The sequence below is a fragment of the Nocardia sp. NPDC004604 genome, from assembly GCF_040609795.1.
Taxonomy (GTDB): domain Bacteria; phylum Actinomycetota; class Actinomycetes; order Mycobacteriales; family Mycobacteriaceae; genus Nocardia.
On record NZ_JBEXLC010000004.1, the window covers coordinates 139,926 to 166,473 of the forward strand.

General features: G+C 66.7%; 25 protein-coding genes. 7 read left to right on the forward strand and 18 right to left on the reverse strand.

Annotated elements, in window-relative coordinates; all coding sequences use genetic code 11:
* Positions 1 to 1,078, forward strand: a 1,078-nt coding sequence (locus ABZW16_RS03815; protein ID WP_354951812.1) for a MinD/ParA family protein, incomplete at its 5' end; no start/stop codon positions are given.
* A 26-nt stretch (positions 1,079 to 1,104) separates the two neighbouring features.
* On the opposite strand, the gene ABZW16_RS03820 is transcribed toward ABZW16_RS03815, so the two are convergent.
* Complete coding sequence (locus ABZW16_RS03820) at positions 1,105 to 1,239, reverse strand: hypothetical protein (protein WP_354951814.1); 135 nt, start codon at positions 1,237 to 1,239, stop codon at positions 1,105 to 1,107.
* Positions 1,240 to 1,563: 324 nt separating this feature from the next.
* Positions 1,564 to 2,538 (reverse strand): helix-turn-helix domain-containing protein, encoded by a 975-nt coding sequence (locus ABZW16_RS03825; protein WP_354951816.1) that lies wholly within the window; start codon positions 2,536 to 2,538, stop codon positions 1,564 to 1,566.
* Between the two features lie 100 nt (positions 2,539 to 2,638).
* On the opposite strand from ABZW16_RS03825, the gene ABZW16_RS03830 reads away from it, so the two are divergent.
* Both ABZW16_RS03830 and ABZW16_RS03835 read left to right on the forward strand, forming a co-directional pair.
* Positions 2,639 to 3,070: a VOC family protein gene (locus ABZW16_RS03830; RefSeq protein WP_354951818.1), complete on the forward strand. Its 432-nt coding sequence runs from the start codon at positions 2,639 to 2,641 to the stop codon at positions 3,068 to 3,070.
* Positions 3,071 to 3,096: 26 nt separating this feature from the next.
* The gene (locus ABZW16_RS03835; protein ID WP_354951820.1) at positions 3,097 to 3,561 is read left to right on the forward strand and encodes a DUF4254 domain-containing protein; all 465 of its coding nucleotides are present in this window, start codon (positions 3,097 to 3,099) and stop codon (positions 3,559 to 3,561) included.
* Positions 3,562 to 3,646: 85 nt separating this feature from the next.
* Here ABZW16_RS03835 and ABZW16_RS03840 read toward each other — a convergent pair whose 3' ends face one another.
* Positions 3,647 to 3,958 (reverse strand): DUF4254 domain-containing protein, encoded by a 312-nt coding sequence (locus tag ABZW16_RS03840; RefSeq protein ID WP_354951822.1) that lies wholly within the window; start codon positions 3,956 to 3,958, stop codon positions 3,647 to 3,649.
* Positions 3,959 to 4,324: 366 nt separating this feature from the next.
* Here ABZW16_RS03840 and ABZW16_RS03845 point away from each other — a divergent pair, with 366 nt between their 5' ends.
* Together ABZW16_RS03845 and ABZW16_RS03850 are read left to right on the forward strand one after the other, a co-directional pair.
* On the forward strand, positions 4,325 to 5,134 hold the full coding sequence (locus ABZW16_RS03845) for a GntR family transcriptional regulator (protein ID WP_354951824.1): 810 nt from the start codon (positions 4,325 to 4,327) through the stop codon (positions 5,132 to 5,134).
* Positions 5,135 to 5,164: 30 nt separating this feature from the next.
* Positions 5,165 to 5,767, forward strand: a complete 603-nt coding sequence (locus tag ABZW16_RS03850) for a GNAT family N-acetyltransferase (RefSeq protein ID WP_354951826.1) — start codon at positions 5,165 to 5,167, stop codon at positions 5,765 to 5,767.
* Here ABZW16_RS03850 and eccCa read toward each other — a convergent pair.
* Genes eccCa through eccD form a run of 3 tightly spaced genes read right to left on the reverse strand, consistent with a single transcriptional unit; the run spans position 5,749 to position 12,711 of the window.
* A complete protein-coding gene (gene eccCa / locus ABZW16_RS03855; RefSeq protein WP_354951828.1) occupies positions 5,749 to 9,801 on the reverse strand; it encodes a type VII secretion protein EccCa in 4,053 nt (1,350 codons plus the stop codon). The two genes, ABZW16_RS03850 and eccCa, sit on opposite strands and share 19 nt — an antisense overlap.
* A gap of 7 nt (positions 9,802 to 9,808) precedes the next feature.
* Positions 9,809 to 11,239 (reverse strand): type VII secretion-associated serine protease mycosin, encoded by a 1,431-nt coding sequence (gene mycP, locus ABZW16_RS03860; protein WP_354951829.1) that lies wholly within the window; start codon positions 11,237 to 11,239, stop codon positions 9,809 to 9,811.
* The gene (gene eccD, locus ABZW16_RS03865) at positions 11,236 to 12,711 is read right to left on the reverse strand and encodes a type VII secretion integral membrane protein EccD (protein WP_354951831.1); all 1,476 of its coding nucleotides are present in this window, start codon (positions 12,709 to 12,711) and stop codon (positions 11,236 to 11,238) included. Before eccD ends, mycP begins: the two co-directional genes overlap by 4 nt.
* Positions 12,712 to 12,974: 263 nt before the next feature.
* Here eccD and eccA point away from each other — a divergent pair, with 263 nt between their 5' ends.
* On the forward strand, positions 12,975 to 14,795 hold the full coding sequence (eccA, locus tag ABZW16_RS03870) for a type VII secretion AAA-ATPase EccA (protein WP_354951881.1): 1,821 nt from the start codon (positions 12,975 to 12,977) through the stop codon (positions 14,793 to 14,795).
* A 48-nt stretch (positions 14,796 to 14,843) separates the two neighbouring features.
* Here the strand turns inward: eccA and eccB are convergent, their stop codons facing one another.
* On the reverse strand, positions 14,844 to 16,349 hold the full coding sequence (eccB, locus tag ABZW16_RS03875; RefSeq protein WP_354951833.1) for a type VII secretion protein EccB: 1,506 nt from the start codon (positions 16,347 to 16,349) through the stop codon (positions 14,844 to 14,846).
* Between the two features lie 225 nt (positions 16,350 to 16,574).
* On the opposite strand from eccB, the gene eccE reads away from it, so the two are divergent.
* Positions 16,575 to 18,308, forward strand: coding sequence for a type VII secretion protein EccE (eccE, locus tag ABZW16_RS03880; RefSeq protein ID WP_354951835.1), 1,734 nt, complete (start codon positions 16,575 to 16,577; stop codon positions 18,306 to 18,308).
* A gap of 97 nt (positions 18,309 to 18,405) precedes the next feature.
* On the opposite strand, the gene ABZW16_RS03885 is transcribed toward eccE, so the two are convergent.
* The 11 genes from ABZW16_RS03885 to ABZW16_RS03935 form a co-directional block, all read right to left on the reverse strand.
* Positions 18,406 to 18,696, reverse strand: coding sequence for a hypothetical protein (locus ABZW16_RS03885; RefSeq protein WP_354951837.1), 291 nt, complete (start codon positions 18,694 to 18,696; stop codon positions 18,406 to 18,408).
* Positions 18,697 to 18,744: 48 nt separating this feature from the next.
* Positions 18,745 to 19,047: a WXG100 family type VII secretion target gene (locus tag ABZW16_RS03890; protein WP_354951839.1), complete on the reverse strand. Its 303-nt coding sequence runs from the start codon at positions 19,045 to 19,047 to the stop codon at positions 18,745 to 18,747.
* 167 nt (positions 19,048 to 19,214) lie between these two features.
* On the reverse strand, positions 19,215 to 20,021 hold the full coding sequence (locus ABZW16_RS03895; protein ID WP_354951840.1) for an ESX secretion-associated protein EspG: 807 nt from the start codon (positions 20,019 to 20,021) through the stop codon (positions 19,215 to 19,217).
* On the reverse strand, positions 20,018 to 21,010 hold the full coding sequence (locus ABZW16_RS03900) for a PPE domain-containing protein (RefSeq protein ID WP_354951842.1): 993 nt from the start codon (positions 21,008 to 21,010) through the stop codon (positions 20,018 to 20,020). Before ABZW16_RS03900 ends, ABZW16_RS03895 begins: the two co-directional genes overlap by 4 nt.
* A 29-nt stretch (positions 21,011 to 21,039) precedes the next feature.
* A complete protein-coding gene (locus tag ABZW16_RS03905; protein ID WP_354951844.1) occupies positions 21,040 to 21,372 on the reverse strand; it encodes a PE family protein in 333 nt (110 codons plus the stop codon).
* Between the two features lie 17 nt (positions 21,373 to 21,389).
* Positions 21,390 to 22,676 carry a hypothetical protein gene (locus tag ABZW16_RS03910; protein WP_354951845.1) on the reverse strand — a complete coding sequence of 429 codons (1,287 nt, stop codon included), beginning with the start codon at positions 22,674 to 22,676 and terminating at the stop codon, positions 21,390 to 21,392.
* Positions 22,677 to 22,678: 2 nt separating this feature from the next.
* A complete protein-coding gene (locus tag ABZW16_RS03915; protein WP_354951847.1) occupies positions 22,679 to 22,990 on the reverse strand; it encodes a type VII secretion target in 312 nt (103 codons plus the stop codon).
* A gap of 135 nt (positions 22,991 to 23,125) precedes the next feature.
* Entirely contained in the window at positions 23,126 to 23,425 is a 300-nt protein-coding gene (locus ABZW16_RS03920; RefSeq protein ID WP_354951849.1) for a YbaB/EbfC family nucleoid-associated protein, read from the reverse strand.
* A gap of 31 nt (positions 23,426 to 23,456) precedes the next feature.
* A complete protein-coding gene (locus ABZW16_RS03925; RefSeq protein WP_354951851.1) occupies positions 23,457 to 23,798 on the reverse strand; it encodes a hypothetical protein in 342 nt (113 codons plus the stop codon).
* A 33-nt stretch (positions 23,799 to 23,831) separates the two neighbouring features.
* Complete coding sequence (locus tag ABZW16_RS03930; RefSeq protein WP_354951853.1) at positions 23,832 to 24,617, reverse strand: ESX secretion-associated protein EspG; 786 nt, start codon at positions 24,615 to 24,617, stop codon at positions 23,832 to 23,834.
* On the reverse strand, positions 24,614 to 26,446 hold the full coding sequence (locus tag ABZW16_RS03935) for a hypothetical protein (protein ID WP_354951855.1): 1,833 nt from the start codon (positions 26,444 to 26,446) through the stop codon (positions 24,614 to 24,616). The genes ABZW16_RS03930 and ABZW16_RS03935 overlap by 4 nt, the downstream gene beginning before the upstream one ends.
* Positions 26,447 to 26,548 lie beyond the last annotated feature (102 nt).

Genomic DNA, 26,548 nt, shown 5'->3' on the forward strand with positions numbered 1-26,548 from the left:
GCCCGCCGGAGACGCACACGCCGGATACAGCCAGCCACCTGTTGGGAGCCAACAGGCCGGATACGGGCAGCCACCTGCCGTGCCGGGGTATGGGCAGCCGAGCGGAATGCCGCAGCCATATCAGCAGGGTGCGCAGCATCCGCATGGACCGCAGCCCTCACTCGATGATGTGCCGTTGCGGCGGGCCAAGAAGTCGCCGAGTAGCGGGTGGCGCAAGGCCGTGCATCACGTATCGGGCGGTGCGATCAATCCCGGGTTGTCCTCGGAGGAGTTGCGGCTGCAGGAACTGGTCGCACGAATCAGGCAGCCGGTGCGCGGTGACTATCGGATCGCGGTGCTCTCGCTCAAGGGCGGTGTCGGAAAGACCACGACGACAATGGGTCTCGGGTCGATCTTCGCCTCCATCCGGGGTGACCGGGTGATCGCGGTCGACGCGAATCCGGACTTCGGCACGCTGTCGCAGCGGGTGCCGTTGCAGACCCGCTCGACTGTGCGCGATCTGTTGCTCGATCCCGCGATCCAGCGCTACTCGGATGTGCGCAGACATACTTCGCAGGGCACCAGCCGACTGGAAGTGCTTGCCAGCGAACGGGATCCGGCAGCGTCGGAGGCATTCAACGACGAGGAGTACCGCGCGGTCGCCCGCATCCTGCAGCGGTTCTACAACATCATCCTGACCGACTGCGGTACCGGACTGATGCATTCGGCAATGGGCGGTGTGCTCGACCTGGCGCATTCGCTGGTGCTGATCTCCTCGGCCGCGATCGACGGCGCGCGCAGTGCCGCGGCGACACTCGACTGGCTGTCCCTGCACGGCCATGACCACCTGGTCCGCAATGCGGTCGTGGTGATCAATCTGCCGCGTGAGGGTTCACCGAATGTGGGCATCCAGCAGCTGCGCGAATACTTCCTGTCGCGCTGCCGCGCCGTGCACATCATCCCGTACGACTCGCACCTGTCCGAGGGCGCCGAAATCGATCTGCACCGCCTGCACAAGACCACCAAGCGCGCCTACGTCGAACTCGCCGCGACGGTCGCCGACGAATTCGGCATAGACCACCGCAGATACGGTGGCTGACCGGCTGGGTTGAATTTACCGCGCCATCAGCGCGGCGAGTTCTCGAGACTCCCTTCGACGCGCACGTAGTGGCGGGCGATGAACGCCTCGGCGTGCACGGCCGAGTTGCGGTCGCCCCATGTGCGGATGTTGAGCGCCGGACCGACGGACGCCGGGTGCACCGGCGGTGCAGCGCACACGCTTCCACGGCTCGGCCCGAAAGCCCCTGCTGCGCCATTTATTGTGAGGCGTACGCGTCGAACCTACGGGTTGCTCGGATTCATCACTGCCGGTCTCGGAAATTCCCGTTGTCCCGCGCCTACTGTTCCGAGGCATTACGAAAGCTTTGCAGACCACGCACCCAAGCCTGAAGATTCATGTCCTCCGCAAAATCTCCGAGCCGGAATCTTAGGTCGATAGCCGCGCCGGGTATCGCGAGACGGGCCGCGGCGGGGTCACTCGTAAGACTCGCTACATGGTGGTCACCAAGGCCGCAATCATGCACTTCACCAAGACAATCGAGACGCGCGCACCTCGGCGATGGATCGGCCGCGGCGACGGCGGAACAGGCCGCGCAGGGTGCCCGCGTTCAGGTAGCCGACCTTGACGGCTATCGCTTCGATGGTCAGGGTTGTGGTGCGCAGTAGCTGGGTGGCTCGTTCCAGCCGCACCTCGTGCACGAAATCTCGTGGTGACATGCCGATTTCGGCCTGGGTCGCGCGTTGGAGGGTGCGTTCGGTGACGCCGAGCCGCTGTGCCGCGTCGGCGATCAGGAACTGTTCGCCGATGTGGTCGCGAACCCAGCGCTCGAATGCGGCGACCAGGGAGTCGTTGCGGGCGACCACCTCGGGAATCGCACTGTCGAGCTGATTGCGCCGATCGCCAACTACCAGGTATCTGGAGGTCAATTCGGCCAGTGTCGGACTCTGCGCGGCGATCAGTGACAGGGCGAGGTCGATATGCGACAGTGTGGCCGCCGCGGTCGTGAGCCGGTCCGCGCGGCACAGGATCCGGCTCTCGTCCAGGTCGATGCGCGGATACCGGCGCCGGAAGGCCGGGCCGAGCCACCAGCTCGTCGTCGCCACCGCACCGTCCAGCACGCCCGCCTCGGCCAAGTAGAAGGTGCCGGTGCACGCCGCGGCGAGGTGTGCACCGGATTCGTAGGCGCGCGTCATCAGTTGCAGCACCGGCCGATTCGCGGGCGCGGAGACCAGTCCGATCAAACCCTCCGCATCCAGGACGCGCGAGGCGGGGACGACCATCAGACCGATGTCATCGGGCAATTCGGCCATCGGTGTCGTCTGCGCGAGGAAACCGTGCGCCGTAAGCACCTGCCCACCGGGGGCCACCATATGCACCCGCCATGGTTCGGGTGCCGCCTCCAGTTCACCGCGTAGCCCATTGGCGGTGGCAAATGTTTCCAGTACGGCGGTGAGTCCGAGATCGGCAACGCCGTCCTGCACGAAGACCGCAACATCCATGTCGGAAACAGTACTGAATATGTCGTATCCGACACTCGGATCCGCGGAATAAGCGCCCTAGTCTTCGTACTACTTGTCCGTCCTGCCCTGCGGAGTTCCCATGACGCTCGTCGAAACCATCGGCATCCACCACGTCCGCCTGACCGTGACCGATCTCGACCGGTCCAAGGCGTTCTACCGGGATGTGCTCGGCTTCCATATCGCCGCGGAATCACCGGGCAGCCCGGATGATCCGCAGGTGCGCACCGATCCCGACCAGCTCTACGGCGGCGTCGTATTCCAGACAAACGGGATGCTTTTCGGCCTGCGCCCGGTGGCCGCACCGACCGACCGATTCGATTCCGAACGCGTCGGACTGGACCATCTCAGCTTCAGTGTGCCGTCGGTGGACGATCTGGCTCGCACCGAAACCCGGTTGTCCGAGGCCGGAATCGAGCACGGGGAGATCATTCGACTCGAGGCATTCGGCATCGCGATCCTATCGTTCAGCGATCCCGACGGTATCCACCTCGAGCTCACCGCACCGCTGTGAACGCCCCCGCGCACCGTAGTAACCCGATGTCCCGCAGCCGTTCGACGCTGGTCCGCCCGACCGCGGACGCCGCACTGCCGAGCACCAGCGAATTACTGTGCGCAATGAGCGGTCAGCAGGTGCGCGGACATGTGTGCCGGTGGTCGCACGATCTGGTCCGATTGCATCGCACCCGGCGCGAGCGGCCGCAGTCGACCGCCGTAATCGACTGTCTGCGAACCGAACTGGTCGCCAATATCAATGGCTGGGCGACCGAGCACCTGCCGCGTCGATCCGCCGATCTGCTCGACGCCCAACTCGGCGACACCATCGATCGCATCGCGGCCAGCGCCGATCGCGCCTTCCACCTGATGATGACCGAGGATCTGTCCGGGGAACATATGCATGTGGCATGGACGCGACTGGCTGAACTGGCAATCGCCTACGGCGACCTGGTCCGTCAGGCCGAGGACGGGCGGTGGTGTCTGTCCCCGCACAGCCGACGCCGCTGAGCCATCGATGCCCGACACACCGAATCGACAAGGGGCCGTGGCCGGTCCGTCACGAACTGCCACGGCCCCTCGTCAACCCGGGTCGTCACCACTCCGGAAGTCGCCGCCGTCCCGCGAGTATGTCGCGCACCAGATCGTCGTAGGCGTCAGCCAATTCGGCGAGATGGTGCCATGCGCTGTGCAACTGGTCGTCGTGGGCGTCCAGTGTCATCAACGCGTGGTGGGCGCGCACCGACGATTCCGCGATCCGGTCGATGACCGAGCCGACCGTTTCGGTGTGTAGCGTCGCGCCGAGCCGATGCTGCGGCACACTGCGCGCCACCCAATCGTCGATGGCCATGACCAATTCGACTCTCCGACGCTCGATTTCGAGAATCGTCGCCTGGTCGGTCGACACCGAACCACCGCGACCGACGAGTCGTCTCTCGTGCAGCACCGCGAGGTCACGGGCGAACCAGAGGAGCGGGCCACCGACAACTCGGTGACCGCGGCACGCGCGAACGAGTAGATCCGAGGTCGGAAGCAGCCCGGGAGTCAGGGACTGCACCGTCGAATCGGCACATCGCGATGTGCCGGGAAGAGCCATCACAACCGTAGATGAATCCGAACCTGCCACGTTGCCTCGCCGTCATCGCCGCACAACACCTGCTGGATCAGGACGTTCATTACAATAAACCTCTGAAGGCACCTGTCAAGCGTTACCCGGCCGTAGGGAGTCACGAAGAGTACACTTCGTTACCTGCACGACTGACCGAGGAGCAAGATGGCGGACGGTCCGACGTATCACCGGATCGCAGACCTCCTCCGCGAGGAGATCCGCGCAGGCAAGTGGAATGCGGGCGATCGGTTGCCCAGCCATACCGAGCTGGCCGATCAGATGCAGGTTTCGATCACTACCGCGCGCAACGCTATTCAGGTACTCGTCGCCGAGAATCTGGTCTACACGGCTACTTCCCGTGGCACTATCGTGCGAAACCAGGAAGTGCTGGAATCGGTTGTCACCGACCATATTCGCCCGGATCGGCCGCAGTCGCCCCATGACATCTTCGAAGAGATCGCGCGCGCAGCACACCGCGAGCCAACCAAGGAATTCAGCGCGAAAATGGAACCGGCAAGTCCGGAGGTGGCGCAGTGGCTCGGTGTGCCGGAGGATTCCTGGGTATTGGCCAGGACGGTTGTCCAGTATCTCGATAACGAGCCGTGGTCGTGGGAGGTCAGCTTCTATCCACGAGACTTGGCGGAGGCGACCGGCATCGATTCGCCGCACGATATTCCCGAGGGCACGACGCGCCGAATCGCGGACCGCGGTCAGGCCGAAACCGCACATCGAGACACCCTCGTCGCCCGCCCGGCCAGCGCGGAAGAGGCGATCGTGCTCGGCGTCGCTACCGGCACCATTCTGCTGGATCACCTGCGCATCGGCGCCAATCACGAGCGCATCACCCGGGCCACCCGGCACCGCTCGATCGCCACCCGCAACCGGCTCGCCTACGAATTGGGTGACGCCGCGGGCACCGGCGTCATCCGACACACCCTCGGCATCTCTTACGGGTCGGGTATCTCCTTGCCATGAAAAATGTTTCGCCATGAATACGGTATTGCCATGACTACCGTGATCCGCCGGGCATCCCTCAGTGATCTCGGCTTGATCTGCCGCCTGCGGATCCAGCGCACCGCCTGGCTCACCGCGCGCGGCTCCGATCAATGGACCGTGGCCGGACGCGGCCTGCCGATCGAGATCTTCGCCAGGTCGGTCGGCCGGTCCCTGGACGCAGGGGAAACCTGGATCGCCGAGGTGGCCGGGGAACCGGCCGGGACGATCACCGTCAACGACCAAGCCGATCCGGGGCTCTGGTCACCGTGGGAACTGGCCGACGCGGTGATCGTGCACTACATGATCGTCGAGCTGCGCTTCGCCGGTCAGCGCATCGGCCACCGACTACTGGCCCACGCGGCATCGCTCGCGCGCGAACAACAGCGCCATTGGGTCCGGCTCGACGCCTGGACCACCAATACCGATCTGCACGACTACTACCGCAGCGCAGGCTTCCACCTGGCCAGGATCGCGGGACCGGTCACCTCCGGCCCGTCCCGCGCCCTGTTCCAACGCCGCTCCGACAGTTGGACATTCGAGCCGATCACAACGGTGCTGACCCGGGTACCGGAGCCGCAGCCCGGGTTCGAGGCTCACAGCGGCGGCAGATAGGCGATCTGCACCATCTCCTGACCTCGGTTGCGCGACACCAGAATGCCGCGGCCGGGCGGCAGTTTCATCGGGCGGACATCGCCGATCAGCTTGCCCTCGTCCTTGGGTCCGCTCATGATCAGCGCGTCGACGGACAGGTTCTTCATACCGCCGAGCACATTGTCGTAGAGCGCGCGCGAGACGCCGCCGGTGCGCCGGGTGACCACCAGGTGCAGACCGATATCGCGGGCCTGCGGCAGGTATTCCAGCAGCGGGAGCAGCGGATTGATGCCCGCGGTGATCATGTCGTAATCGTCGACGAGCAGGTAGATCTCCGGTCCGGTCCACCAACTGCGCTCGCGCAGCTGCTGCGGGGTGATATCGGAGCCGGGGATGCGCTTGGACATATACCTGGCGAGTTCGTTGACCATCGGGCCGCAGGTCTGCGATGAGGTGGAGTAGCCGCCGAGATGGGCCTCGTCGACCACGCCGAGCAGGCTGCGACGGTAGTCGATCAGGATGATCTTCGCCTGCTCCGGAGTCGCGTTCTCGGTAATGCCCATGGCGATATTGCGCAGCAGCGTCGTCTTGCCGCATTCCACATCGGCGAAGGCCATGAAGTGTGGCTCCTGGCCGAAATCCAGAACGAACGGATCCAATTCGTTCTCGCCGAGTCCGACGAGGATCTTCGTCGGCCCGAGTTCGACCTCATGTCTGCGCGCAATCGCCACGACCTCCTCGCGGCTGATCTGCTGCGGCAGCATGCGCACCTCAGGGGCGCGACGGCCGGGGTAGAGCTGCTGCATCTGGTCCCTGGCCTGGGCCGCACCCTCGGCCAGGGTCTGCGGATCGGAATCGGAATCCAGCCTGGGCAGCGCGATGAGCATATGCAGTTCATCGGGGGTCAGACCACGGCCGGGACGGCCGACCGGAACCAGCGCCGCGGTGCGCCTGCCCATTTCGGAGTCCGTCGGATCGCCGAGGCGCAGCTCCACCCTGGTGCCGATCTGGTCCTTCACATTGGGCCGGATCTCGCCCCAGCGGGCGGCGCCGATGATCAGGTGGATGCCGTACGAAAGTCCCTGTGCCGCGATGGCAGTGATCTGCGGTTCGACGGCGTCGAACTCCTCGCGCATGGCCTGCCAGCCGTCGATGACCAGGAAGACATCGCCGAACTGGTCCACGGCCAGCGGATCGTTCGGGTCGGCCTGGGTCCCGTTGATGAGCCTGGCCTCCATCTGGGAGTACTTGCGGCGCCGGAACTCCACCATGGACTCGATACCGAGTGCGGCGAAACGCTCCTCGCGCTGGCGCATCAGGGTGGTCAGCTCGGCGACGGTGCGCCGCACCCGATCGCCGTCGAGGCGACCGGCAACCGAGCCGACATGCGGCAGACCGGACAGACCGGCGAGACTGCCGCCGCCGAAATCGAGGCAGTAGAACTGCACCTGCTCGGGGCTGTGGGTCGCGGCCGCGGCCATGACAATGGTGCGGATGGCCGTGGACTTACCGGACTGCGGACCGCCGACGACCGCGACATTGCCCTGCGCACCGGCCAATTGGATGGTCAACACGTCGCGGCGCTGTTCGTAGGGCTTATCGATGATGCCGATCGGCATCCACAGCTGACCGTGTCGATTGACCGGGGAACGCCAATCCGGATCGGGCAGCAGCATATCCACCGTCGGCGACGCGTCCAGCGGCGGCAACCACACCTCGTGCGCCGGACGACCGTGTCCGGTAAGTCGCTTCACGACCACCTCGAGCAGCGTCTCGGGGACGCCCCCGCTCTGCGGTTCGTCCTCCGGCTCGGCTCCCGGCGGCGGTGGCAGATCGGGCAGTTCCATGCGCACCGGCTGCGGCCGTTCCCTGATCTCGACCGGCGCGGCGGTGAACACCGTCGGCGACTGACCGCCGACCACCCGGCCGTCCACCTGCCTGCTGCCGCTCGGCGAGACATATGGGCCGGACACGTAGGTCGCATTGAACCGCAGCGGATCGTCGGCATCGCTCTTGAGATAGCCGGAGCCAGGGATGCCGGGCAGGTGATAGGCATCGGTGATGCCGAGCACCGCGCGGGATTCGTTGGCCGAGAAGGTGCGCAAACCGATTCGGTAGGACAGGTGCGAATCGAGGCCGCGCAGCTTGTTCTCCTCCAGTCGCTGCGAGGCCAGCAATAGGTGCACGTGCAGTGAGCGGCCCAGGCGGCCGATCATGACGAACAGATCGGCGAAATCCGGCTTCTGCGAGAGCAATTCGGAGAACTCGTCGACGATGACGAACAGTGCGGGCAGCGGATCGAGCGCAACGCCGGCCGCGCGCGCCTTCTCGTAGTCGGTGACATTGGCGAAATTTCCGGCGGCGCGCAGCAATTCCTGGCGGCGGTTCATCTCACCGGCCAGCGCGTCCTTCATGCGGTCCACCATCGAGAGTTCTTCCTCGAGGTTGGTGATGACCGCGGCGACGTGCGGCAGGGAGTCCAGACCGAGGAAGGTGGCGCCACCCTTGAAGTCGACGAGTACCAGGTTCAGCGCGTCCGGTGAGTGCGTGGTCACCATCGAGAGCACCAGCGTGCGCAGGAATTCGGATTTACCCGAACCCGTTGCGCCGATGCACAATCCGTGCGGGCCCATACCGCTCTCGGCGGATTCCTTGATATCGATTTCGACCGGGGTACCGTCAGGGGTTACGCCGATCGGCACGCGCAGCCGTTCGCGCGCGGTGCGCGGACGCCACACCTTCGACGGTTCGATCTGCGCGGCATCCGGAATCTTGAGCAGCGCCATCAGACCCGGATCGGTCCTGGTGTCATCGCCGAGGCTGACGATCTGCGCGGCGGTCGCGATCCGGAACCGGGCCAGACTGCGGGCGAAGGCCTCGGCCTCGGCCGCACTCACCACATCGGCGGTGGCGAATTTTTCGGTGCCGGAGGCACTTTTCGCGCTCACTTCACCGTCACCGACCACCAGTTGCAGTCCGCGCCGGGCGGCGAGGCCGTTCTCCGGGGCGGTCAGGTCGAGCACCGTGACCGAGTCGAGGCCGGATTCGCTGATCAGCCGCTCGGTGCCGTTGACGTAGCCGTCATCGATGATGACCACCAGATGCAACCGGCCCTGTGTCGGTTGCGGATTGCGCATGAACCGGCCGCGCTCGAGCAGTTCCGAGGCCAGTGCGGTCTCGAGTTCGGCCAGCGATCCGTACATCATCCTGGCCGAGCCCATGCCGTCACGGACGGTCGGATGTTGCAGATGCGGCAGCCATTTCGCCCACGCCCAGGCCGGACCGTCGGGATCGGCGCAGACAATGGCGACCGCGACATGGTCGGGTCCGTGAAATGCGGTGAGCTCCATCAGCATCGAGCGCGCCAGCATCCGCGCTGACGCGGTATCGCCACCGAGATTAATGGCCGGGAAGGCCCGCACCGACACCGCGGTCGGCAGTTCGTGCACCACCGAATGGGTACGCACGAAACGGCGCAGCGCCACGGTGGAGACCGGCTCCAGGTCCTCCAGCGGTCCGGTTTCCGGGCGGGCCAGCTTCGTCGCCAACCGGTGGCTGCCCACTCCGACCCGCACATGTCCGAAGTCCGGATCGTTCGGGCGACGTTCCCACATCCGGCGGGTGCCGACCACCGACGGCAGATCGATCGGTTCCGGATGACTCCAGGACAGCGACTCCAGCTGCTTGGTACCGGTGCGGCGGACATCCTTGCGCATCTGGTCCAGATACCGGAAGTAGTCCTTGCGTTCCTCGTTGAGCTCGCCAGCGCCCTTGGGGCCGTTGCCCCGCATGCCGAGCATCATGCCGCCCATCGACATGAGCATCATCATCGGGAACATCATCATGAACGGGTTGGCGAGCAGGTTGCGACCCATCATCACCATCATCGCGATCATGCCGACGACGGCGACCACCATGATCACCGGCATCAATTTCATGATCAGCGGTCCGGGCAGGGCCCGCTGGATCTCCGGCGGTGAATTCAACGCCACCTCGCCGCCCGGCGCGCGCGGCGGGGCGATGCGGGGGCGGCGCACGAAACCTTCGGTAACCATGGGTCCTCTACAGCTCTGTTTCGGAGTCGAGGTCGGCGGAGCCACGCGACCGCCGGAACGGAATCGACAGGGCCGCACCGAGTCCCAGCACGATCAGGCAGGTGACGGAGCCGATGACCGCGACGCGGCGCGGCAGTGGATCGGGTCCGGCCGGATGTATCGGGGCCGCCATGACGCGTGGGGTGTCCGCGCCGGTGCCGATCGCCTTATCCGGCAGCTGCGCGGTGAGCGCGGCCAGTGGATCGATGAGACCGTGTCCGACCCGATCGTCGTGACCCGGACCGGGCGCGTGCGCGGTGCCGGTGATCCGCTCGATCACCTGTCCGGCCGTGAGTTCCGGGAACCGGGACCGAACCAGTGCGGCCAGCCCGGCGACATAGGGTGCAGCGAAGCTGGTGCCCTGAATGGATCCGGTGCCCTCCTGGGTGATCGCGCCATTCACCAGTCCGGTGCCGCCCGGCTTATTGTCGAGCGACACGATATTGCGTCCGATGGCGGCCGCGCCGACCCACGGACCGTGCAGGGACAGTGCCGATGGCGAGCCGTTCGGATCGATGGAGGCGACCGTCAGCACGTAGGGCTGGAACCAGGCCGGGCTCGCGATGGTCTGCACGCTGTCCCAGCCCGAACCATCGTTCTGCTTCTCGCACGCGCCGCCGTTCTCCACATTGCCCGCCGCCGCGACTACCACCACATTGTGGTCGTAGGCGTACTTCACCGCGGCACCGAGCGGGACGTCGGCGGTATCGGTTCCCACTGCGCTGCACGAGACTTCGGAGATATTGATGACGGTCGCGCCCATATCGACGGCGCGGACCACCGCGGCGGCCAGCGCCAGCACACTGCCGTAGCCGGAGCGCACCATGGCATCGGGCGGCTGATCGCCGCCCGCGCGGTCCTTGCGCTCATAGTGCGTGCTCAGCTGGCGGATACTGAGGATCTCGGCCTCGGGCGCGACGCCGACGAAGGCGTCGTCGGGGCTCGGCCGCGCCGCGACGATGCCAGCGACCAGGGTGCCATGACCGTCACAGTCGGCGGTGCCGTCGGAATCGGAGACGTAGTCGCCACCGGCCTGTAGCGCGGGCAGGCGCGGATGCCGGTTCACACCGGTGTCGATGACCGCAACCTTCTGTCCGGCACCGCGGCTGAACTGCCAGGCCGCTGGCAGATCGAGCACGCGCTGCGGCAGCGGCGGCTCCGCAGGGGCGCCACCGATGAGCGAGAGTTCGGCGCAGACGACCTTCTGCTCGGTCGGCTCCAAGGGGGCGGGCCGCCCGCTGAGTGCCTGTGCCGGTCCGAGCGCACCCGAGTCGATCGTCGGCGGTGGGATCGCGGCGGCGGGCGCGGATGAGCCGAGGATGGCCGCGCCGAGAACCGCGGCGGCGCAGGTGATTCCGGTCCTGCGCCGCCAGCCGGGCTTGCTCGCCCGAGCAGTCATAGGTTTCTGGCCATCGAATACACGCCCATGATCCACAGCACCAGCGGAATCACCGCGACGATGAGCAGATATTCGGTGATCTCCATGGCCCGCCGGGTCACCGGCGTCACCTCGAGGTGCGGGCCGATCACGCCGAACACCACCACCGCGGCGGCGCAGGCGAGCAGCAGCACACCGGCCAGCAACAGCAGATCCGAATCGCCGAGGGCCAGGCCGGTGATCAGGCCGATGATGATGACGGCTCCGCCCGCGATCAGCGCACCGGCCTGCACCACATCGGCGAAGGAACGGCCGCGCAGGCTCACGATCACCGCGGCGATGGCGGCCAGCGTAATCCCTTGCCAGCGAGCAGATCCCAGCGGATCTGCGGCACCGAGCGCACCGACCGCCGCCGCGATGGCACAGGCGATGAGCATGCCGGTCTGGTACTGATTGGCGGCCCTGGCACGCTCACCGAGTCCGGCGGCCGAGGGCAGCGCGGTGGCGCCGATCGCGCCGATGCCCTCGATGGTGGGCCGCGGTTCGTGATCGGCCGGATCGATCGCACCACCCGCGGTCGGCACCGGCGGAATCGGCAGCCGGGCCAGCACCGCCGCCAGCCGCGGCACCGCCGAGATCAAGGTGATCGCCACCACCAGGATCGCGGCGGAGATCTTCGGCAATTCGAAGTTCCAGACCATCCGGCACAGTGCGGCGATGCCGCCGAAGAGCGCGACGGTCACCGCGGCCGCCGCCAGCGCGGCACCGGTCGCGGTGGCGCGATAGATCACCGCCGCGGCCACCAGCGTGACCGAGCAGCCGAGCAGCAGATGTGGACTGCCGAGATCGCCGGGCACGAAAAGCGCTGCGCCACCGAAGAACAGCAGCAATGCGCACAGCGACAACCAGGTGGCGGTCAATTGGTCCGCGTACCTGCGCGCGGCGATCGCCGCGGCGGCTGCGGCGACAATGCCGACGCCGGTCGCGAGGAACGGCGCGGCGAGACCACCGCCGTGCGCGCGCCCGGCACCGAGCAGCAGCAGCGCGAGCAGCACCGCCGATACCGCGGCGACCAGACCGGTCCAGCGTGCCGCATTCGACGACCAGCCGCGGAAATCGGCTGCGGTGAGCCGGGATACGGCATCGATGACATCGTCGAAGAGCGCGGGCGATTCCTTCGCGGTAACCGCGCGGAGCACCAGCAGCTCACCGTCGTACACCTCGGCCTCGGCGAGGCTGCGGCTCGGCGCAATAGCGTCGCGGCCCAGGCGGGCCAGCGTCCAGTGTTCGGTATGCAGCGGGGTGCCGCCGTCATCGCTCTCCACCAGATCGGGATTGCGGGATTCGATCAGGGTGACCAGATCACCGATATATGTGGCGATCGGCACGGTCGCGGGGAGCCCGACATCGAGTTGGGTATTTCCACCGATGACAGAGACTCGGCACAGTTCGGGTTCGGCGGCGCGAGTGCCGCCACTCAACGGCTCGGTCAATTGCGTGCCGACCCCAGCTCTTTACCGAAAGATCCGAACACTTGCGCTCAGTCCCCTACTTGTCGAACCAACACTCGGTTCCACTCTCGCACGAACGCTCCCGTGTGGCATCCGGTTGTCACACACTTTGCAACCTATCGGTAGCAAACATAATGTATCGGACGAGCCGAGCCGACGCGATCGCTAAGCTGGTCGGAAGATGAACGCGGCCAATCGCGTACCAAAATAGATAGCTCCAACCAAGACTTCGGGGTTTGACAGCAATGACCGGCAACCGCCAAGCACAACGGGCCTTCGACGCCGGAATCCTGTCGCTGGGCCTGACCATCGACGGACAGGAATCGGCTCGCGATCTCGAGTACGCGAAACTGGCGTTCCAGCGCGCCACCGAGTGGGATCCGACCATGTGCGACGCCTGGCTGGGCCGGGCCGCGGCGGGCGAGGTCACCACCGAGGTGCTCTACAACCTGTACAAGAACAGCGCGACAACGCTTTACCGCGAGCAGCGGCGGCTCGGGCTGCCGCAGCGGGCATTGGCCGGACGCTTCCTCGCCGGGTTGTACATCGACTATCCCCTGGCCAGCTACACCGAGATCGGGCTGGCCCAAGCGGCACAGCTGATCTCGGAGAAGGAGTACGACGAGGCCGAGCGCGTGCTCGACGAACTCGCCGGGCACCGCGCCTCGATGCTCTCCGATACCGATCGCGAAGTCGACGACCGGATCTGCGCATACATCCGTGGCGTACTGCATTTCAACACCCAGCGCTGGCCCGATGTGATGGCCGTACTCGCCGGATCCGCCGAATGGGACGATCCGTATCTGGCGGCGGGCGCACATGTGATGGTCGGTTCGGCCTGCGCCCAGCTCGGTCTGTTCGGCGAGGCCATCCGGCGCATGGAGCAGGCCGAGGCGGGTCCGATTCCGGCGGCGCGCACGACCGCCATGTTCTGCCGCGGCCTGTGCCTGCGCGAGACCGGTAAGGAGGCCGAGGCGCAGGCCCTGTTCGAGAAGGTGTATTCGCAGGCACCGGATTTCGCCGCGAATACCGCCGCCATGCGCGATCGAACCTACCGGCTCACGGTGACCACCAAGGAATCCATCGATGCGCGCACCGACCGCTGGGATCCGGCATCGGCGCCCTCGGTCGAGGCCATGCAGAATGCCGATGCCGAGGACCGCGCGAAAAAGATTCTGGCCGAGGCGCGCGCCGAACTGGATAAGCAGATCGGCCTCGAATCGGTGAAAACGCAGGTGGCGAAGCTGCAGGCGACCGCGCAGCTGGCCAAGATCCGGGCCGAGAAGGGCATGGCGAGCATGGCCCGCGGCAACCACCTGGCGTTCACCGGACCGCCCGGCACCGGTAAGACCACCATCGCCCGGGTGGTAGCCAAAATCTATTGTGGTGTCGGACTTCTCAAGACCGATAAGGTCGTCGAGGCCAAGCGGGTCGACTTCGTCAGCCAGAATCTCGGCGGCACCGCCATCAAGACCGACAAGCTGATCGATACCGCCATGGATGGTGTGCTGTTCATCGACGAGGCGTACACGCTGATCCAGACCGGCCTGCAGGGCGGCGACGCCTTCGGCCGCGAAGCGGTGGATACGCTGCTGGCCCGCATGGAAAACGACCGTGACCGGCTGGTCGTGATCATCGCAGGCTATGACGGCGAGATCGACCGACTGCTCGCCGCGAACGACGGTCTGGCTTCCCGATTCGCCAAACGCCTGCAGTTCCCGTCCTACACCCCGACCGAACTCGGCCAGATCGGCAGCCTCATCGCGCACTCGCGGGATTCGGAGCTGTCCGATGGGGCAATGGAATTGCTGATCGAGGCGTGCGGGCGGCTGTACGAGGCCGAGCGCGTCGATCAGAACGGTCAGCCGCGTCGCGGCATCGATCTCGCGGGCAATGGGCGCTTCGTGCGCAACATCATCGAATCCGCCGAGGAGGAACGCGAATTTCGGCTGGCCAATGACGATTCGCTGGATCTGAGCGCGGTGGACGAGACGGTGCTGATGCGGATCGAGGCGCCGGATATGCAGGCGGCCCTGAGCAGCGTGCTCGCCTCGCTCGGCGTTTAGGAGCTGGCTCGGCGGGCACAGCCGGGGCCTGGAATACCAGGGCCGCGATCAGTTTCCGACCGGCAGGATGTCGTGCTTGACCAGCGCGTCGTTCTTGGACAGCGTCGGTCCCGGCACCAGTTGGCCGATGATCGACCAGGGGGCCAGCCGGGGGTCATCGCTCAGGCCGAGCACCTTCGCGGTCGCAACGTCCGGGATGCCGTAGCGGATTCCGTTGTCCGCCACATAGAACAGGCCACCGCGACGCAGACTGCCCGGTTCCGTTCCGGTTACCTGCACGAACTCACCCGATGCCGGTGGGATGTAGGCGGCATCGACCCGATCCCCGGTCCCATCGGAGGTTGCCAGGCTCACCGGCTCGGCCGCACCGGGCAGCGGCACCCGATTGCCCGCGAGCAGGCCGACCGCGGCACGGTCGGTGGGACTTTCGTTCGCCTCGTTATCGGGCCCACGTCCCTTCGCCCAGCTCAGACAGGTGACCGGGGCATCCTCGGCGGACAGGATCTTCGGGGTGTTCGCCGGGAAGTGGTCGAGGGCGAGTCGGTGCAGCACCGGCATATTCGTCAGCACGTCCGGCGGCTCCGCCTTGATCTCGCGCATGCCCTGGGAATTCGCGGTGCGGATGACCTGTGCGGCGAAATCGGTGATCGGCTGCACGCCGTCGGCGAGTACCAGGTACAGCTGGGACTGATCGTTGCGGCCCATACCGCCGACGGCGATGACACCGCCGACCGGCACATCGGAAAGCTTTGCCGGACCGGGCTGTCCGGCCTGCGGAATATCCGGTACGGCCAGCGGCGGAACCGCGATCGCCGCATCCAGCAGGCCGGTGCCGACCGGCCGCGACTTGAGTCCGGCCAGATTCAGCGAACGGGCCAGCACCGAGTTGGCCGGGTCGACCTCCGCGCGTTTGCCGTCGTAGATCAGATAGGTCTTGTCATTGCGCTTGACCAGCAGTGCGTCCGAGGGCCCGAGGGTCCGAACACGTTCGTCCAGTTGGGGTTTGCCCGCGAAGATCGTGGTTTCGACGCCGGTGGCCGCGGCCGCGCTGCCGGTGACCGAGAGCTGCACCGTCTCGCACAGCGACCAGTCGGAACGACCGCCCTGTTTGGAACCCGGCAGTGCCGCGGGCGCGCCGGGAATGCCGAGCATCGGGCCGCGCGGCAGCGACGAAAGCTTCGCGTCCTTCACCGATTTGGGTGATTCATTGCTCCCGGTGATCAGTCGGGCCGAGGCCAGGTTGAGCACCGGATGCAGGCGCTTATCGTCCTTCTTGTCCTCGGACCCGCCCACCACCACATACAGGGCACCGCTGTCCTTGCCGATCACGATATTCGCGTCGCCGATCGCGCCCTGTGGGCGCAGGAACGCCAAGATGGTCGCGCCGGCCACCACGAGCAGGCCGAGCACCGCGCCGACGAGCATCGAACGCAGCTGAGATCGCATGGGGTCGTGCAGCATCCGGATATCACGGCGCACCAGCGCGTGATCGAGCCGTCGCAGCAGAAAACGGTAGCCGTTGACCTGAGCCTTGGTGGTCAGCTGTGCAGGCACATGGTCTCCATCGGACTACGGAAGGAACAGGATATTTACAGTATCGTTCGGCACGCCCATGTCAATCCAGCGACAATTCAGCAAACTGTCACTGTGCCAACCAACTACCATGCGGCGCGGTAGTGTTATCGCAATACTGGTCCGATTATCGTGGACGGGGCTGTGAACAAACGCGATACCGACTCCGGAGCGAAGAACCGTAAAGAAACCGGAAACGAAAACTCCGTGAACACAACGCACACAACGCTGCGTGATCCGGAATTCTGGCTGCTGCGCCAAATCCCTTTGCGACGCATGATTCCGCTCGCACTGTTCGCCGCGACCGCGGCCTGGATCGCCGCCGCCTGCCATGCGCCGACCGCGGCCGTCATTGCCGTCGGCGCGTTTGTCCTCATTGTCGGCGCGGTACCGGTGCGGCGACGTGAGCCACGCAATATCGCCGGAATGCTGTCGCGGGCGATCGCATTCCGGTGGCGGCGCACCCGGCCCGGCCCCGCCGATACCGGCCAGGCCGCCTTCGACGTACCGCTGCCCGAGGGCGGCAGTTACGGCGTGCGCTGGGATGGCAACCTGCTGCTCACCATGCTGCGCATCGACCCGCCGCCGGATGCGCTCACCCTGCTCCGGCGCGGCTCGCTGTCCACCGACCAGGTGCTTCCGCTCACCGAAATCGGGCGCTGCCTCAGTCAATTCGATATCAACCTGGCCTCCATCGATGTGATCAGCACCGGTGCGCGGACCGCGGGCGGCGGCCCGGTGGCCCAGCTCTACGACCGCATCCTCGGCCCGCTGCCCGCCATCGCGCATCGCACGGTCTGGCTGGTGCTGCGGCTGGATCCGCTCGCCAATGCCGAGGCCGTCGGCAATCGCGGCGGTGGCGGCGCCGGCGCACTGCGCACCGCGATCATCGCGACCCGCCGGGTGGCCAATCGACTGGCCGCCCGCGATATCTCGGTATCGGTGCTGACCGCCACCGAAATGAACAGCGCGGTGCGTCAACTCACCCGCGGCATCGCATTGGACGCCTTCGCCGAAACCCCGAAGTCGCTGGTGCACCAGGGCATTCACCTCACCAGCTACGAGATCGGCCCGGAGCTCATCGGATCGCGCGGCTTCGCCGATATCTGGGCCACCCCGAGCCAGACCACCACGGTGACCGTGCGCCTGCGGCCCGGTGCGCGACGGCCCGGCGATGGGCGCGAGTCCACCTCCCCGCCGATCACCCTGGGCGCGCTGGTCCGCTTCGATACCGTTGCCGAACCGGACGAACCGCCGGTGCCCGGACTGCGCACCCTGCCGGGTGAACAGTTCCGCGCCCTGCTGGACAGCCTGCCCGCCCGCACCGCCCGCCGCGAAGGCGACAGCGCGGGCGACTACCGCGGGCCACTCGCCGCGCTCGACGGTATCGCAGTACCGACCGCCGGATGCGGTCAGCTGATCGGCGCCGACGATCTCGGTCAGGGCATCGCGGTGCCACTGATCGGCGACGGCACCCGCCATCTCGAGGTCATCGGGCGGCTGGATCTGGCCCAGCAGGTGATCCTGCGCGCAATCGCCCTCGGCGCGCACACCGTCGTACACACCGACCGGCCCGAGGCCTGGCAGTCGATGGTCGCGAATGTCGGTGCACCACATTCGCTTTCGCTCGCCCCGCGGTTCGCCGGTGCGGGGCAGCACAGCGTGCCGGCACAGCCGGGCGGCGGCCCCATTCCCAGCGCGACCGTCGTGGTGTTCGATGGCATCGCACCCACCGCGTTGACCGGTGGCGCGACCATCGTGCACGTCCGTGCGCCCGAGCAGCCCGATGGCCAGTTCGATGCCGATATCGTTCTGGTACAGGATATTTCGGCTCCCAACCTGATCACGGTGCGAACCTCGACGGCGAGTGCGACGGTCAATATGGTGACCACCCCCGACGAAATGCGCTACATCGGCGAATCCCTCACCGCGGCACGGTAACCGCGAATCTCGATAACCCCGAACGGAATCCGGCCGGTCCGCGAGCACAGCGCTGGCGAACCGGCCGGATGGCTGGCCTTTTGCCTTTCGAGCGGGCTCAGGCCCCGAAGCCGTCACCGATCTTGCCGTCGGTGCCCAGCGCGCGGTGCAGCGAGCTCTCCACGGCCGCCGCGACATTGTTGAGCGAGGTGAGCGTGTCGCCGTACTCGTTGTGCCAGGCGTCGTAGACCGTCTTGAAGCTGGCGTGGGCCACGTTGCCCTCCCACGCCACCTTGAGCACGCCGCCCGCGTCCTCCATATCGCTGCCGTACTTGACCAGATCGCCGTGCAGTGTGACCAGGTCGTTGAACAGAGCCGTCATCGGGCCCTTGGCGTATGCCATCGTCATGATGAGTTCCTCCGATTCGAAGTCTGATTGTTGTTCTGGCCCAGTTGATTACAGGCTGATGTGCTGGAAACCCTCTTGGTTCTCCTGCTCCATCTGGATGTACTGCTGGGTACCGTGACCGACCTGCTCGGTAATGGCGTTGAGCTTCTTGTGCAGCTCCTGGGAGTGCTGGGCCCAGTTGGTGGAGGCCGCGACGAACGCCCCCTTCGCATCGCCTTCCCAGTGGGTCGCCGCGGCGACCTCGTCGTCGATCTTCTTCAGCGTGCGCTGCATGTTGTCGACCGCCGCGGCCATGAACTCCTCGGCCTTCTTCGCGGTCGGCTCGTCTACGTGTACACCTTCACCACTCATTGTGGACACCCTCTCCTGTAGTGATTCCAATGCCCGGAAACGATGTCGGGTGACATCGCCGGAAGGTTGGCGAGCTTGCCGTAGCTATCGCTTGCGGGTCGCTCGAAAAGGTCAGTCCTAGCGATTCGCTCGCGGGTCGCTCGAAAAGACCAGCGCGCCCTCAGGGTCTACTGCGGAAGCCACCTTCCCCCGGGCAGAGATTCGATCAATGCCGAAATCGCTTGCGCGATACGGTGATCGGTGCCCGGTGTCACCGTGGACCAGACCTGCTGATCCGCAGCAATACCGGGCGCGGCCACAATGCGACCGCGTCCGGTGTCATAGACCGCGACCGCGCCGGGCGGCCGGGTGGTCGTGCCGTCGAGATGGGCATAGGACACGATCTCGGCGAAGCAGTGGCAGGCGGCGAAGGCCAGCCCATAGGCGGTGGCGTCGCGATCGGCGACGCCGAGGGCATAGACCGCGTCCGCGTAATCCGCAGAGGTCTGTGCCGCCGCGAGCCGCTCGCTCAGTTCGCTCGACAACGCACTGAAATTGACGACCTCCGCGGGCGTCGCCGGGCCGAGCGCGTCGACCAGCGGCCGCATCAGCGCCTGACCCGATCCGTCCGCCCATATGGTGCGCACGTCGAAGGTGTCGCCGGTACGCACCGCGACGGCATGCTGTTCGCCGCGGCGGGCCAGGCAGATTCGGGTCACCGCGGGCGTTGCATCGGGCGCGGTGCGGTAGATCCGGGCCACCAGCTCTCGATCGGGCTGGGCCAGCGTGAACATGGCATCGGCCAGTTCGGGTTCGACATCGCCCTCGGCATCGAGTACGCCGGCGCCGACCAGTTCGGTCCGCGCGCGGCGCTGCGCGCTGGTCCATTCGTCGAACGACTCCTGTTGCGGCCCAACCGATAGCACCAGCGGTAGGGTTTGCACGCCGAGCCGTTCGGCGACCGCGAGCAGGCCGTCGTTGGTCATGGTGGTCATCCGGCACCTCCCGAGACCGTCCGGCCGGTCGCCGTGGCGGGCGCTTCCGGCGCGCCGAGTACGGCCGGGGCGGAGACGATGCCGAGGTCGGCGCCGATGGTGTCGCCGGTCACCGCACTCGCGCGCGGTGCGTACTCCTCGTCCTCGCCCGACCCGGCCGCCCCCATCGCACCCGGAACCATGGGCAGTGCACTGGCACTCGCGGTGGTCGCTGTCGAAACCGGTTGCGGTGTCGTCATTTCCACCGGTTGGGGACCTTCGGTGAAAACCGGCGCGCGATAGGGCTGCAGTTTCGCGGACGCCGCGATGGCACCGACCCCGCCCGGCATGAACATGCCCGGCGTGACGGCGGGCATTGCGGGCATGCCGGATATGGCCGACTCCGCGGATACCATCGTGCTCGTCTCCTCGGCCGCCAGTGCCGCGGGCGATGCGATCACCGGCGGTTCCTGCTGAATCCACGGTGTCGCAAGGGGTTCGGTTGCCGCCTCGTAGGTCTGCATCACGCGCGAGGCGGCGGCCTTTGCCATATCGGCGTCGGTATCGGCATTCGCCGCCACGGCCTTGATCGGTGCGCCGAGTGCGCCGCCGATCGATTCGAGCATGCGCTGCACGGCCTGGATGGCCGCGATCTCGGCGCTGTGCGGCATGGTCAGCCGGGCCAATTCATAGGCAGCTGCCTGAGTTTCGGCGCGCACCGCGTTATTGCCAGCGGCCGTCGCGGCATCGGCGATCCAGTCGCGCAGCATCGAGATCCGGTCCAGCACCGGGCCACTCGTGGTGGACTGCCATGCGCCGCGCATCGACGCGACGATCAGTTCGTATTCGGCAACCGCCGTACCGAAACCGGCGGCCAACCGGGCCCACGCGGCACCGGCCTCGGCCATCGGTACCGCGCCGGGACCGGTGGACAGTTCCCGCGCCAGCCGATCCGGCTCGCGCGCGTCCCAGACCACACCGGTGAAACCGGGCTGCGGTGGTTCGATCATTGTTGCTCCGTGTCGTTTTCGATGTTGTCTCAGGCTGCGCCGGGGATGCCGAAGTCGGCGACGCTGTCGTGCTCGGCGCGACCGAACTGCGCAGCCTGCGAGCGCAGTGTCGCGGCCAGCTTGCGCAGTTCCACGATTCCGGCGACCGCGCTCTGGCCGTAGGAGTCCGCGACATTGCTCATCGTCTGTGCCGCGCGCACCGACACCTCGTCGGTACCCGCGGGCGGCACCGTCAGCGCGGGCGAGCCCTCTCGCAACTCCGCCTCCAACCGGGCCGCCAGTCCGTCCAGCCTGGCGGCGGCGTCGCGGGCCGCCACCGGATCGAACAGCACACCATTGAAATCCGTACCGCCGCTTGCCATGGCAACCTCCTGAACCGTTAGAGGGTGAGTTCTTTATCGGGTGGTGGCTCCGAAATTTGTTCGGCCGCGCCGACCACCGGCAGCGAGACCCCTTCGATCGGACCGACGACCTCTTCACCGTGTTCGGCATTGACCAGGAAGGTCGGCATATCGCCGCCCGCATCCCCGGCCCCGCGCGCACCGGCCCCGCCGTAGGGCATCATGCCCGGGCTGCCCGGGGCCCCCGTCGCACCGCGCACCGCGGCGGCGGGTTCGACTGCGGCGGAACCACTTCCGGAGGCGCCGAAGCCGGCGACACCGCTGAGTCCGGCGGCGCGCGGACCGCTCCACGGACTCAGCGGCGTGGCAATGGGTGCCGCGCCGATTCCGCCGACTCCGACACCACCACCGCCGCCGCCCGCGCCGCCGCCACCGCCGGTGCGCTCGGCCTCTTCGCGCTCCTTGGCCTCGCGTTCCTGCTCTTGTTTCGCGATGGTGTCGGCCTGCAGTTTCTGGGCCTGTGTCGCGCTCTGGGTCGCCACCTGGGTGAGTGTCTGCGCGCCGGTCTGCGCCATGGTCATCAGCGGGGTGAGCATCTGCATCACCTGCTGCATCGAGTCGACGCCCTTGGGGGCGTTGGTGACCTTGACCTTCTTGCCCGCCGCGGTCATGTTCGCCGAATGCGCGGTCATTTCGATCCGCGTCTTGGTCACCACCGCGACGCCCTCGGTGATCGCCTCCACCGTCGCCGCCGCGATGAACGCTTGGCCGCCACCGGTGGCCAGCCACGGCGAGGCCGCGGTGACCGTGGCCATGTACTTGGCGATGACGGCCGCGAGCAATGCGCCACCGGTCGCCACCGAGGTCGCGCCGCCGACCAGCGTCGCCTTCTCCTGTCCGCTCTGGGTGGCCAGTTCCGCGCCGTTCTCCGCCGCCTGCCCGGCCTTGTTCGCCGCCTGCATGGCGGCCAAGCCCTGCCACAGCGACATCACGGTCTGCAGTGCCTGGGTGCCGAGCTGGATCGCGGTCTGCGCGGCCTGAGCGGTATCGGAGAGCACCTTGGTCGGATCGGGTCCACCGCCCGCGCTCGCGCCGAGCGTTCCCGTGCCGAATCCACTTGCCATATCGGTGAGCGGCCGGGCCAGCGCGGCCAGATCGAGCACCGGCAACGGTGGCATTTGCGGCAGCGGCGGCAGGCCGGACAGGTCGGGCAGTGGCCCGAGGCCCATATCCTTCAGAATGTCGTTGACCGGGCGATCCACCAGCGGCGCAAGAGCACTGCCACGCAGCAGGTCGACGATCGACGGATCGAGCGGCGCGTTCATTATCAAACGCCAGCAGCGCCGAATTCGGCGCCGGATGCCGCCTCGGCCGCCTCGTACGCCGCGGCGCCCTGGTGCGCGGTCAGCGCGGTACCCGCGTGCACACCGGCCAATTCGAACACCGAACTCACGTGATCGGCCTGTGCGTAGGCGAAGGCCATCAGAAAGTCCTGGCCGATCAAACCGAAGACCGGCGCGGCCGCCGCAACGGTTGCCACCTGATCGAACGCTCCTGCGGTTGCCACCCCGGTTGCCATCGCTACCGCCGCGTCCCCGTACGCGCGAATCGCATCAGGTGTTGCTACGACATCGCTCATCGTAATCCCCGATCCAGTAATGCAATTGACCGACTCATAGAACCTATCAATCAGGCTGCAATGCCTGAAAGCAAATTTGCACAAACTTAAGGTTCTTGACAAAAGTTCTACGGGGACCGAATGAACGTCGGGTGTCTAGTCGGCGACTTCCTCGTTGAACGCGGTGACCAGTTCGCTACGGCGTTCAAAGGCGCGCCGCACCGCCGCGGCCGCGGTCGCCACCAATGTCGACTCGAACCCGGCTGGTGTCATCGTCGAAACGGCTTGGGAGAACTGCAGATCCAGCAGCGCACCGGTGCCGTCGACCTCGACGGTGATGGAGCCGTCCGGCGCGGTTTCCCGGCCGCGCACCCCGGCCATATCGTCGGTCAGATCCCGAATCCGGTACAGCCGCCGCTGCACGCTGGCGATCAGTTCGTCCATGGTCTCGTACATGCTGAAAGCTCCTCTCGTGCAACGGGGACTACTACACCTCGCGCAACCAACTGTCCGGCTCGGTCTCGTACTCCTGCTCCTCGGCAAACTCCTGGCGCGCCACGTCTTCCGCGGTCGGCAAACCGGTCAGCGCCAGCATGTCGGCGGGCACCCCGGCCGCGGCCAATTCCGCCCTGCGCGCCATCCCGGCCCGGTTGGCCGCCTGCCTGCACAGCCTCAATACCTCCGCAGCCAAACCCTGCGGATCCCGCTTCAATTCGGCGGGCTCGATCGAAATGCCGAGTGGCAGGCCCTGTTCGGTGGTGCGCACCGAGATCGTGCCGCTGCGGGAGGTCGCGGTCCATTCGATCGGATCCTGCTGCTGATCATTCACGGTGTACCTCCGAATCACCGAAGCCGGTGCGGGTCAGACCCGCTCGTCCTTGATCGCACGGACCACCTCCACGACGCGCGTATTGATCAGCGTCGTCAGGTGATTCGCGTCGATGGCGCGCGCGACCGGCGGGGTCTTGTCTTCGATCGCATAGCGGCCGTCGTCACGCAGGTCGCGCCATTGCAGCCGATGCTGTGTGATCCCACGCGGGCCGAAACGCGAACGCCCCTGGATCACATCGATCGTTCCGATGCGCGATGTCGGCAGCGCCAGGAATTCCGCGGAGAGATCGGCGATCGAATCGTCGAAGGAATCGTGCACCGCGGACTGGCCGAGCGAGTAGTCCAGGCCATCACCCTGGTCCTGGGTCGACAGCACCACATCGGCACGGCGTCCCGGCTCGGCCGCGGGCAGCGCACGCACGATCGCGCCGGCCAGATCGACGGCATCGCATTCGGTGACGGTGAAACCACCGGAATGCCAATATGTCTCGCCGGACAGCTCGGCGAAGACGTAACCGCGGTCACCACGCCGGACGCCGTGCAGCCGAACCGGAACGTTCGGATTCCACTGGTCGGCGGGATCGTAGCCCTCCGCGACAATGCGTAGATCCGGGAAGGCCAGCACCTCCAGCACACCGTCGAACGACCGATCGCCGGAGTGCCGCAGCCGCGCCAACGCATCCTGCTGTTCCCGGATGTAGTCCTCGTTCACCCAGGTGCGACAGGTGTACACGAACGGTTCCGGCAGGTAGTCCTGCTTCAGCGCCTCCCACTGGGCGATGAATTCCAGATCGGTGAACTTCCAGGTGCGATTCATTGCTCGACAACGGGTTTGACGACGACCGGCGCGTCGCCGAGCGCGTCCTCGATGTGCTCGACCGAGTCGAGGTAGGCGGCGCGCTTGTGCTCCTTGTTCTGCCCGTGCCCGGCGCCGTGACCCGCGGGGCCCATACCGCCGGGCGAGCCCGGCTGGCCCGCGCTGGCAATGCCGGCCCGGCTCGCCGCTGCGACCCCGGCCGCATCGGCGACCGCGCGCGGGAACAGCTTCGAATTCTGCAGGCTGTTGGGCGAAAGGCTGGCGCCAGCACCGCCGCCCGCACCGCCACCGATACCGCCGCCCTTGCCCGCACCCGCCCCGCCGCTGCCCGCCTTGAGCGCATCCTTGCCCAAGGCCGATAGCGCCGAAGGCAGACCGGCCAGACCGGCGGACTGCATATCCTTGGCCGCCGAGGCGGCTGCTTGCTGCGCGGCCTGCGATGCCTGATCCATCGCTTGCTTCGCACCCTGCAAACCTTGGTCCGCAGCCTGTTTCGCCTGATCGGCCGCCTGCTGCGCGGCTTGCTGCGCGCGCTGTTGCGCAGCGGCCTGTTCCTGTTGGGCCTGGCGCTGCGCGGCCTCCTGCTGCGCCTGCTGCCGCTGCGCCTCGAGCTGCCGTTGCTGGTCGGCCGCCGTCTTCTGGGCCTGTGCGCTGGCCTGGCGCTGCGCGGCGAGCGCCTGCTGTGCCGCCCGTGACTGTGCGGCCGAGGATCCACCGCCGCCGGTACCGCCGCCACCGGTACCGCCGCCACCGGTACCGCCGCCACCACCGCCGGGCCCGGTGTTCTGCTTCCTTTCCGGCGGTGGCGGCGCTGTCGGCTGCACCACCGGGCTCACCGGCTCCACCATCAGCGGAATCGCATCGCTGGATGCGTCGAGCCCGGGTACGTACCAGTCCCGGAAGATCCGCTGGGCCAGGTCGACCTGTTCGCGCCCGTACTGGGTTCCGACCTGATCCGGCGGAATAATGGGCGTATTCGCCACCAGCGCATACAGCCACCCCGAGGTGTCCAAGAGATTCCGTGCGATCGTCTTCATGCCGTCGACCATGTTCTGAACGCCGGACGCATAGGCCTGGACCGCACCGGCCGCCTTGACCGCGGCATCGCTGTTCCAATCGCCCGAGGTCTGCATCGTGGTCATCTGGTTGCCCAGATTCGTAGCGGGCGCCACCAGTTGTTCCGCCATCGATTGCCAGTAACCGGACGCATCCGCGGTGTGGTACAGGCTGTCGTTCATGGATTTGTGCCAGTTGAAAGCGGTCGGATAGTCCAGGATGCTGGACGGCTCGGCGCGGACCGGTGTCTTGTCGCGGCCGTCCTTTTCGTTGGCGTACGCCTTCAGGTCGGCGGGCGGCCCACCATATTTATCGGTCCGTCCGGTCTTCCCGCCCCATTCCGGAATCTTCGTCGATCCGGCGGCGGGCAGGCTCCACGTGCCATGCCGCTCGGCCGAGCGAGTATTCCGGAGCCGATCGAATCCGGAGGTGTTCGCCTCCTCGGCAGCGGTGTACAGCTTGCCCGCGGTGATGAACTGTTGCGCCAGATCCTCGAGCAGGGTTTTGTGGCTCTTGGCGCGATCCTTCAGATCGCGACCCGCACGTTGGAACTTGCCCTGTAATGCGATGCCGGACGGCAGATTTCCGAACCCGTCGACATTCTCTACGAAATGGGTCCAACCCTCGATGGTGTTGAAGACCTCGTACAGGTCGATGACGTACCCCGCCAGCGTCTGCAGACTCTTCTGCTGCACCGTCAGATGCTCGGAATCCTTGCCGATGTCGTCTCCGGAGAGCTGCCACACATTGGGCTTGTCATCAGTCGGTGCCATCGGTCAACTCCTGTCCTGCTCGGCGCTGCCTCGACGCGCTTCCCACACCCGACTCGCGTCGCCCCTCGTCCGCGCACACGACTCCGATCATCCCATGACGTG

Coding starts and splice junctions, on each gene's coding strand:
- ABZW16_RS03825 (WP_354951816.1), bottom strand. CDS start 2,538: ATGGATGTTGCGGTCTTCGTGCAGGACGGCGTTGCCGATCTCGGACTC.
- ABZW16_RS03830 (WP_354951818.1), top strand. CDS start 2,639: ATGACGCTCGTCGAAACCATCGGCATCCACCACGTCCGCCTGACCGTG.
- ABZW16_RS03835 (WP_354951820.1), top strand. CDS start 3,097: ATGTCCCGCAGCCGTTCGACGCTGGTCCGCCCGACCGCGGACGCCGCA.
- ABZW16_RS03845 (WP_354951824.1), top strand. CDS start 4,325: ATGGCGGACGGTCCGACGTATCACCGGATCGCAGACCTCCTCCGCGAG.
- ABZW16_RS03850 (WP_354951826.1), top strand. CDS start 5,165: ATGACTACCGTGATCCGCCGGGCATCCCTCAGTGATCTCGGCTTGATC.
- eccCa (WP_354951828.1), bottom strand. CDS start 9,801: ATGGTTACCGAAGGTTTCGTGCGCCGCCCCCGCATCGCCCCGCCGCGC.
- mycP (WP_354951829.1), bottom strand. CDS start 11,239: ATGACTGCTCGGGCGAGCAAGCCCGGCTGGCGGCGCAGGACCGGAATC.
- eccA (WP_354951881.1), top strand. CDS start 12,975: ATGACCGGCAACCGCCAAGCACAACGGGCCTTCGACGCCGGAATCCTG.
- ABZW16_RS03885 (WP_354951837.1), bottom strand. CDS start 18,696: ATGACGATGGCATACGCCAAGGGCCCGATGACGGCTCTGTTCAACGAC.
- ABZW16_RS03890 (WP_354951839.1), bottom strand. CDS start 19,047: ATGAGTGGTGAAGGTGTACACGTAGACGAGCCGACCGCGAAGAAGGCC.
- ABZW16_RS03895 (WP_354951840.1), bottom strand. CDS start 20,021: ATGACCACCATGACCAACGACGGCCTGCTCGCGGTCGCCGAACGGCTC.
- ABZW16_RS03900 (WP_354951842.1), bottom strand. CDS start 21,010: ATGATCGAACCACCGCAGCCCGGTTTCACCGGTGTGGTCTGGGACGCG.
- ABZW16_RS03905 (WP_354951844.1), bottom strand. CDS start 21,372: ATGGCAAGCGGCGGTACGGATTTCAATGGTGTGCTGTTCGATCCGGTG.
- ABZW16_RS03910 (WP_354951845.1), bottom strand. CDS start 22,676: ATGAACGCGCCGCTCGATCCGTCGATCGTCGACCTGCTGCGTGGCAGT.
- ABZW16_RS03915 (WP_354951847.1), bottom strand. CDS start 22,990: ATGAGCGATGTCGTAGCAACACCTGATGCGATTCGCGCGTACGGGGAC.
- ABZW16_RS03920 (WP_354951849.1), bottom strand. CDS start 23,425: ATGTACGAGACCATGGACGAACTGATCGCCAGCGTGCAGCGGCGGCTG.
- ABZW16_RS03930 (WP_354951853.1), bottom strand. CDS start 24,617: ATGAATCGCACCTGGAAGTTCACCGATCTGGAATTCATCGCCCAGTGG.
- ABZW16_RS03935 (WP_354951855.1), bottom strand. CDS start 26,446: ATGGCACCGACTGATGACAAGCCCAATGTGTGGCAGCTCTCCGGAGAC.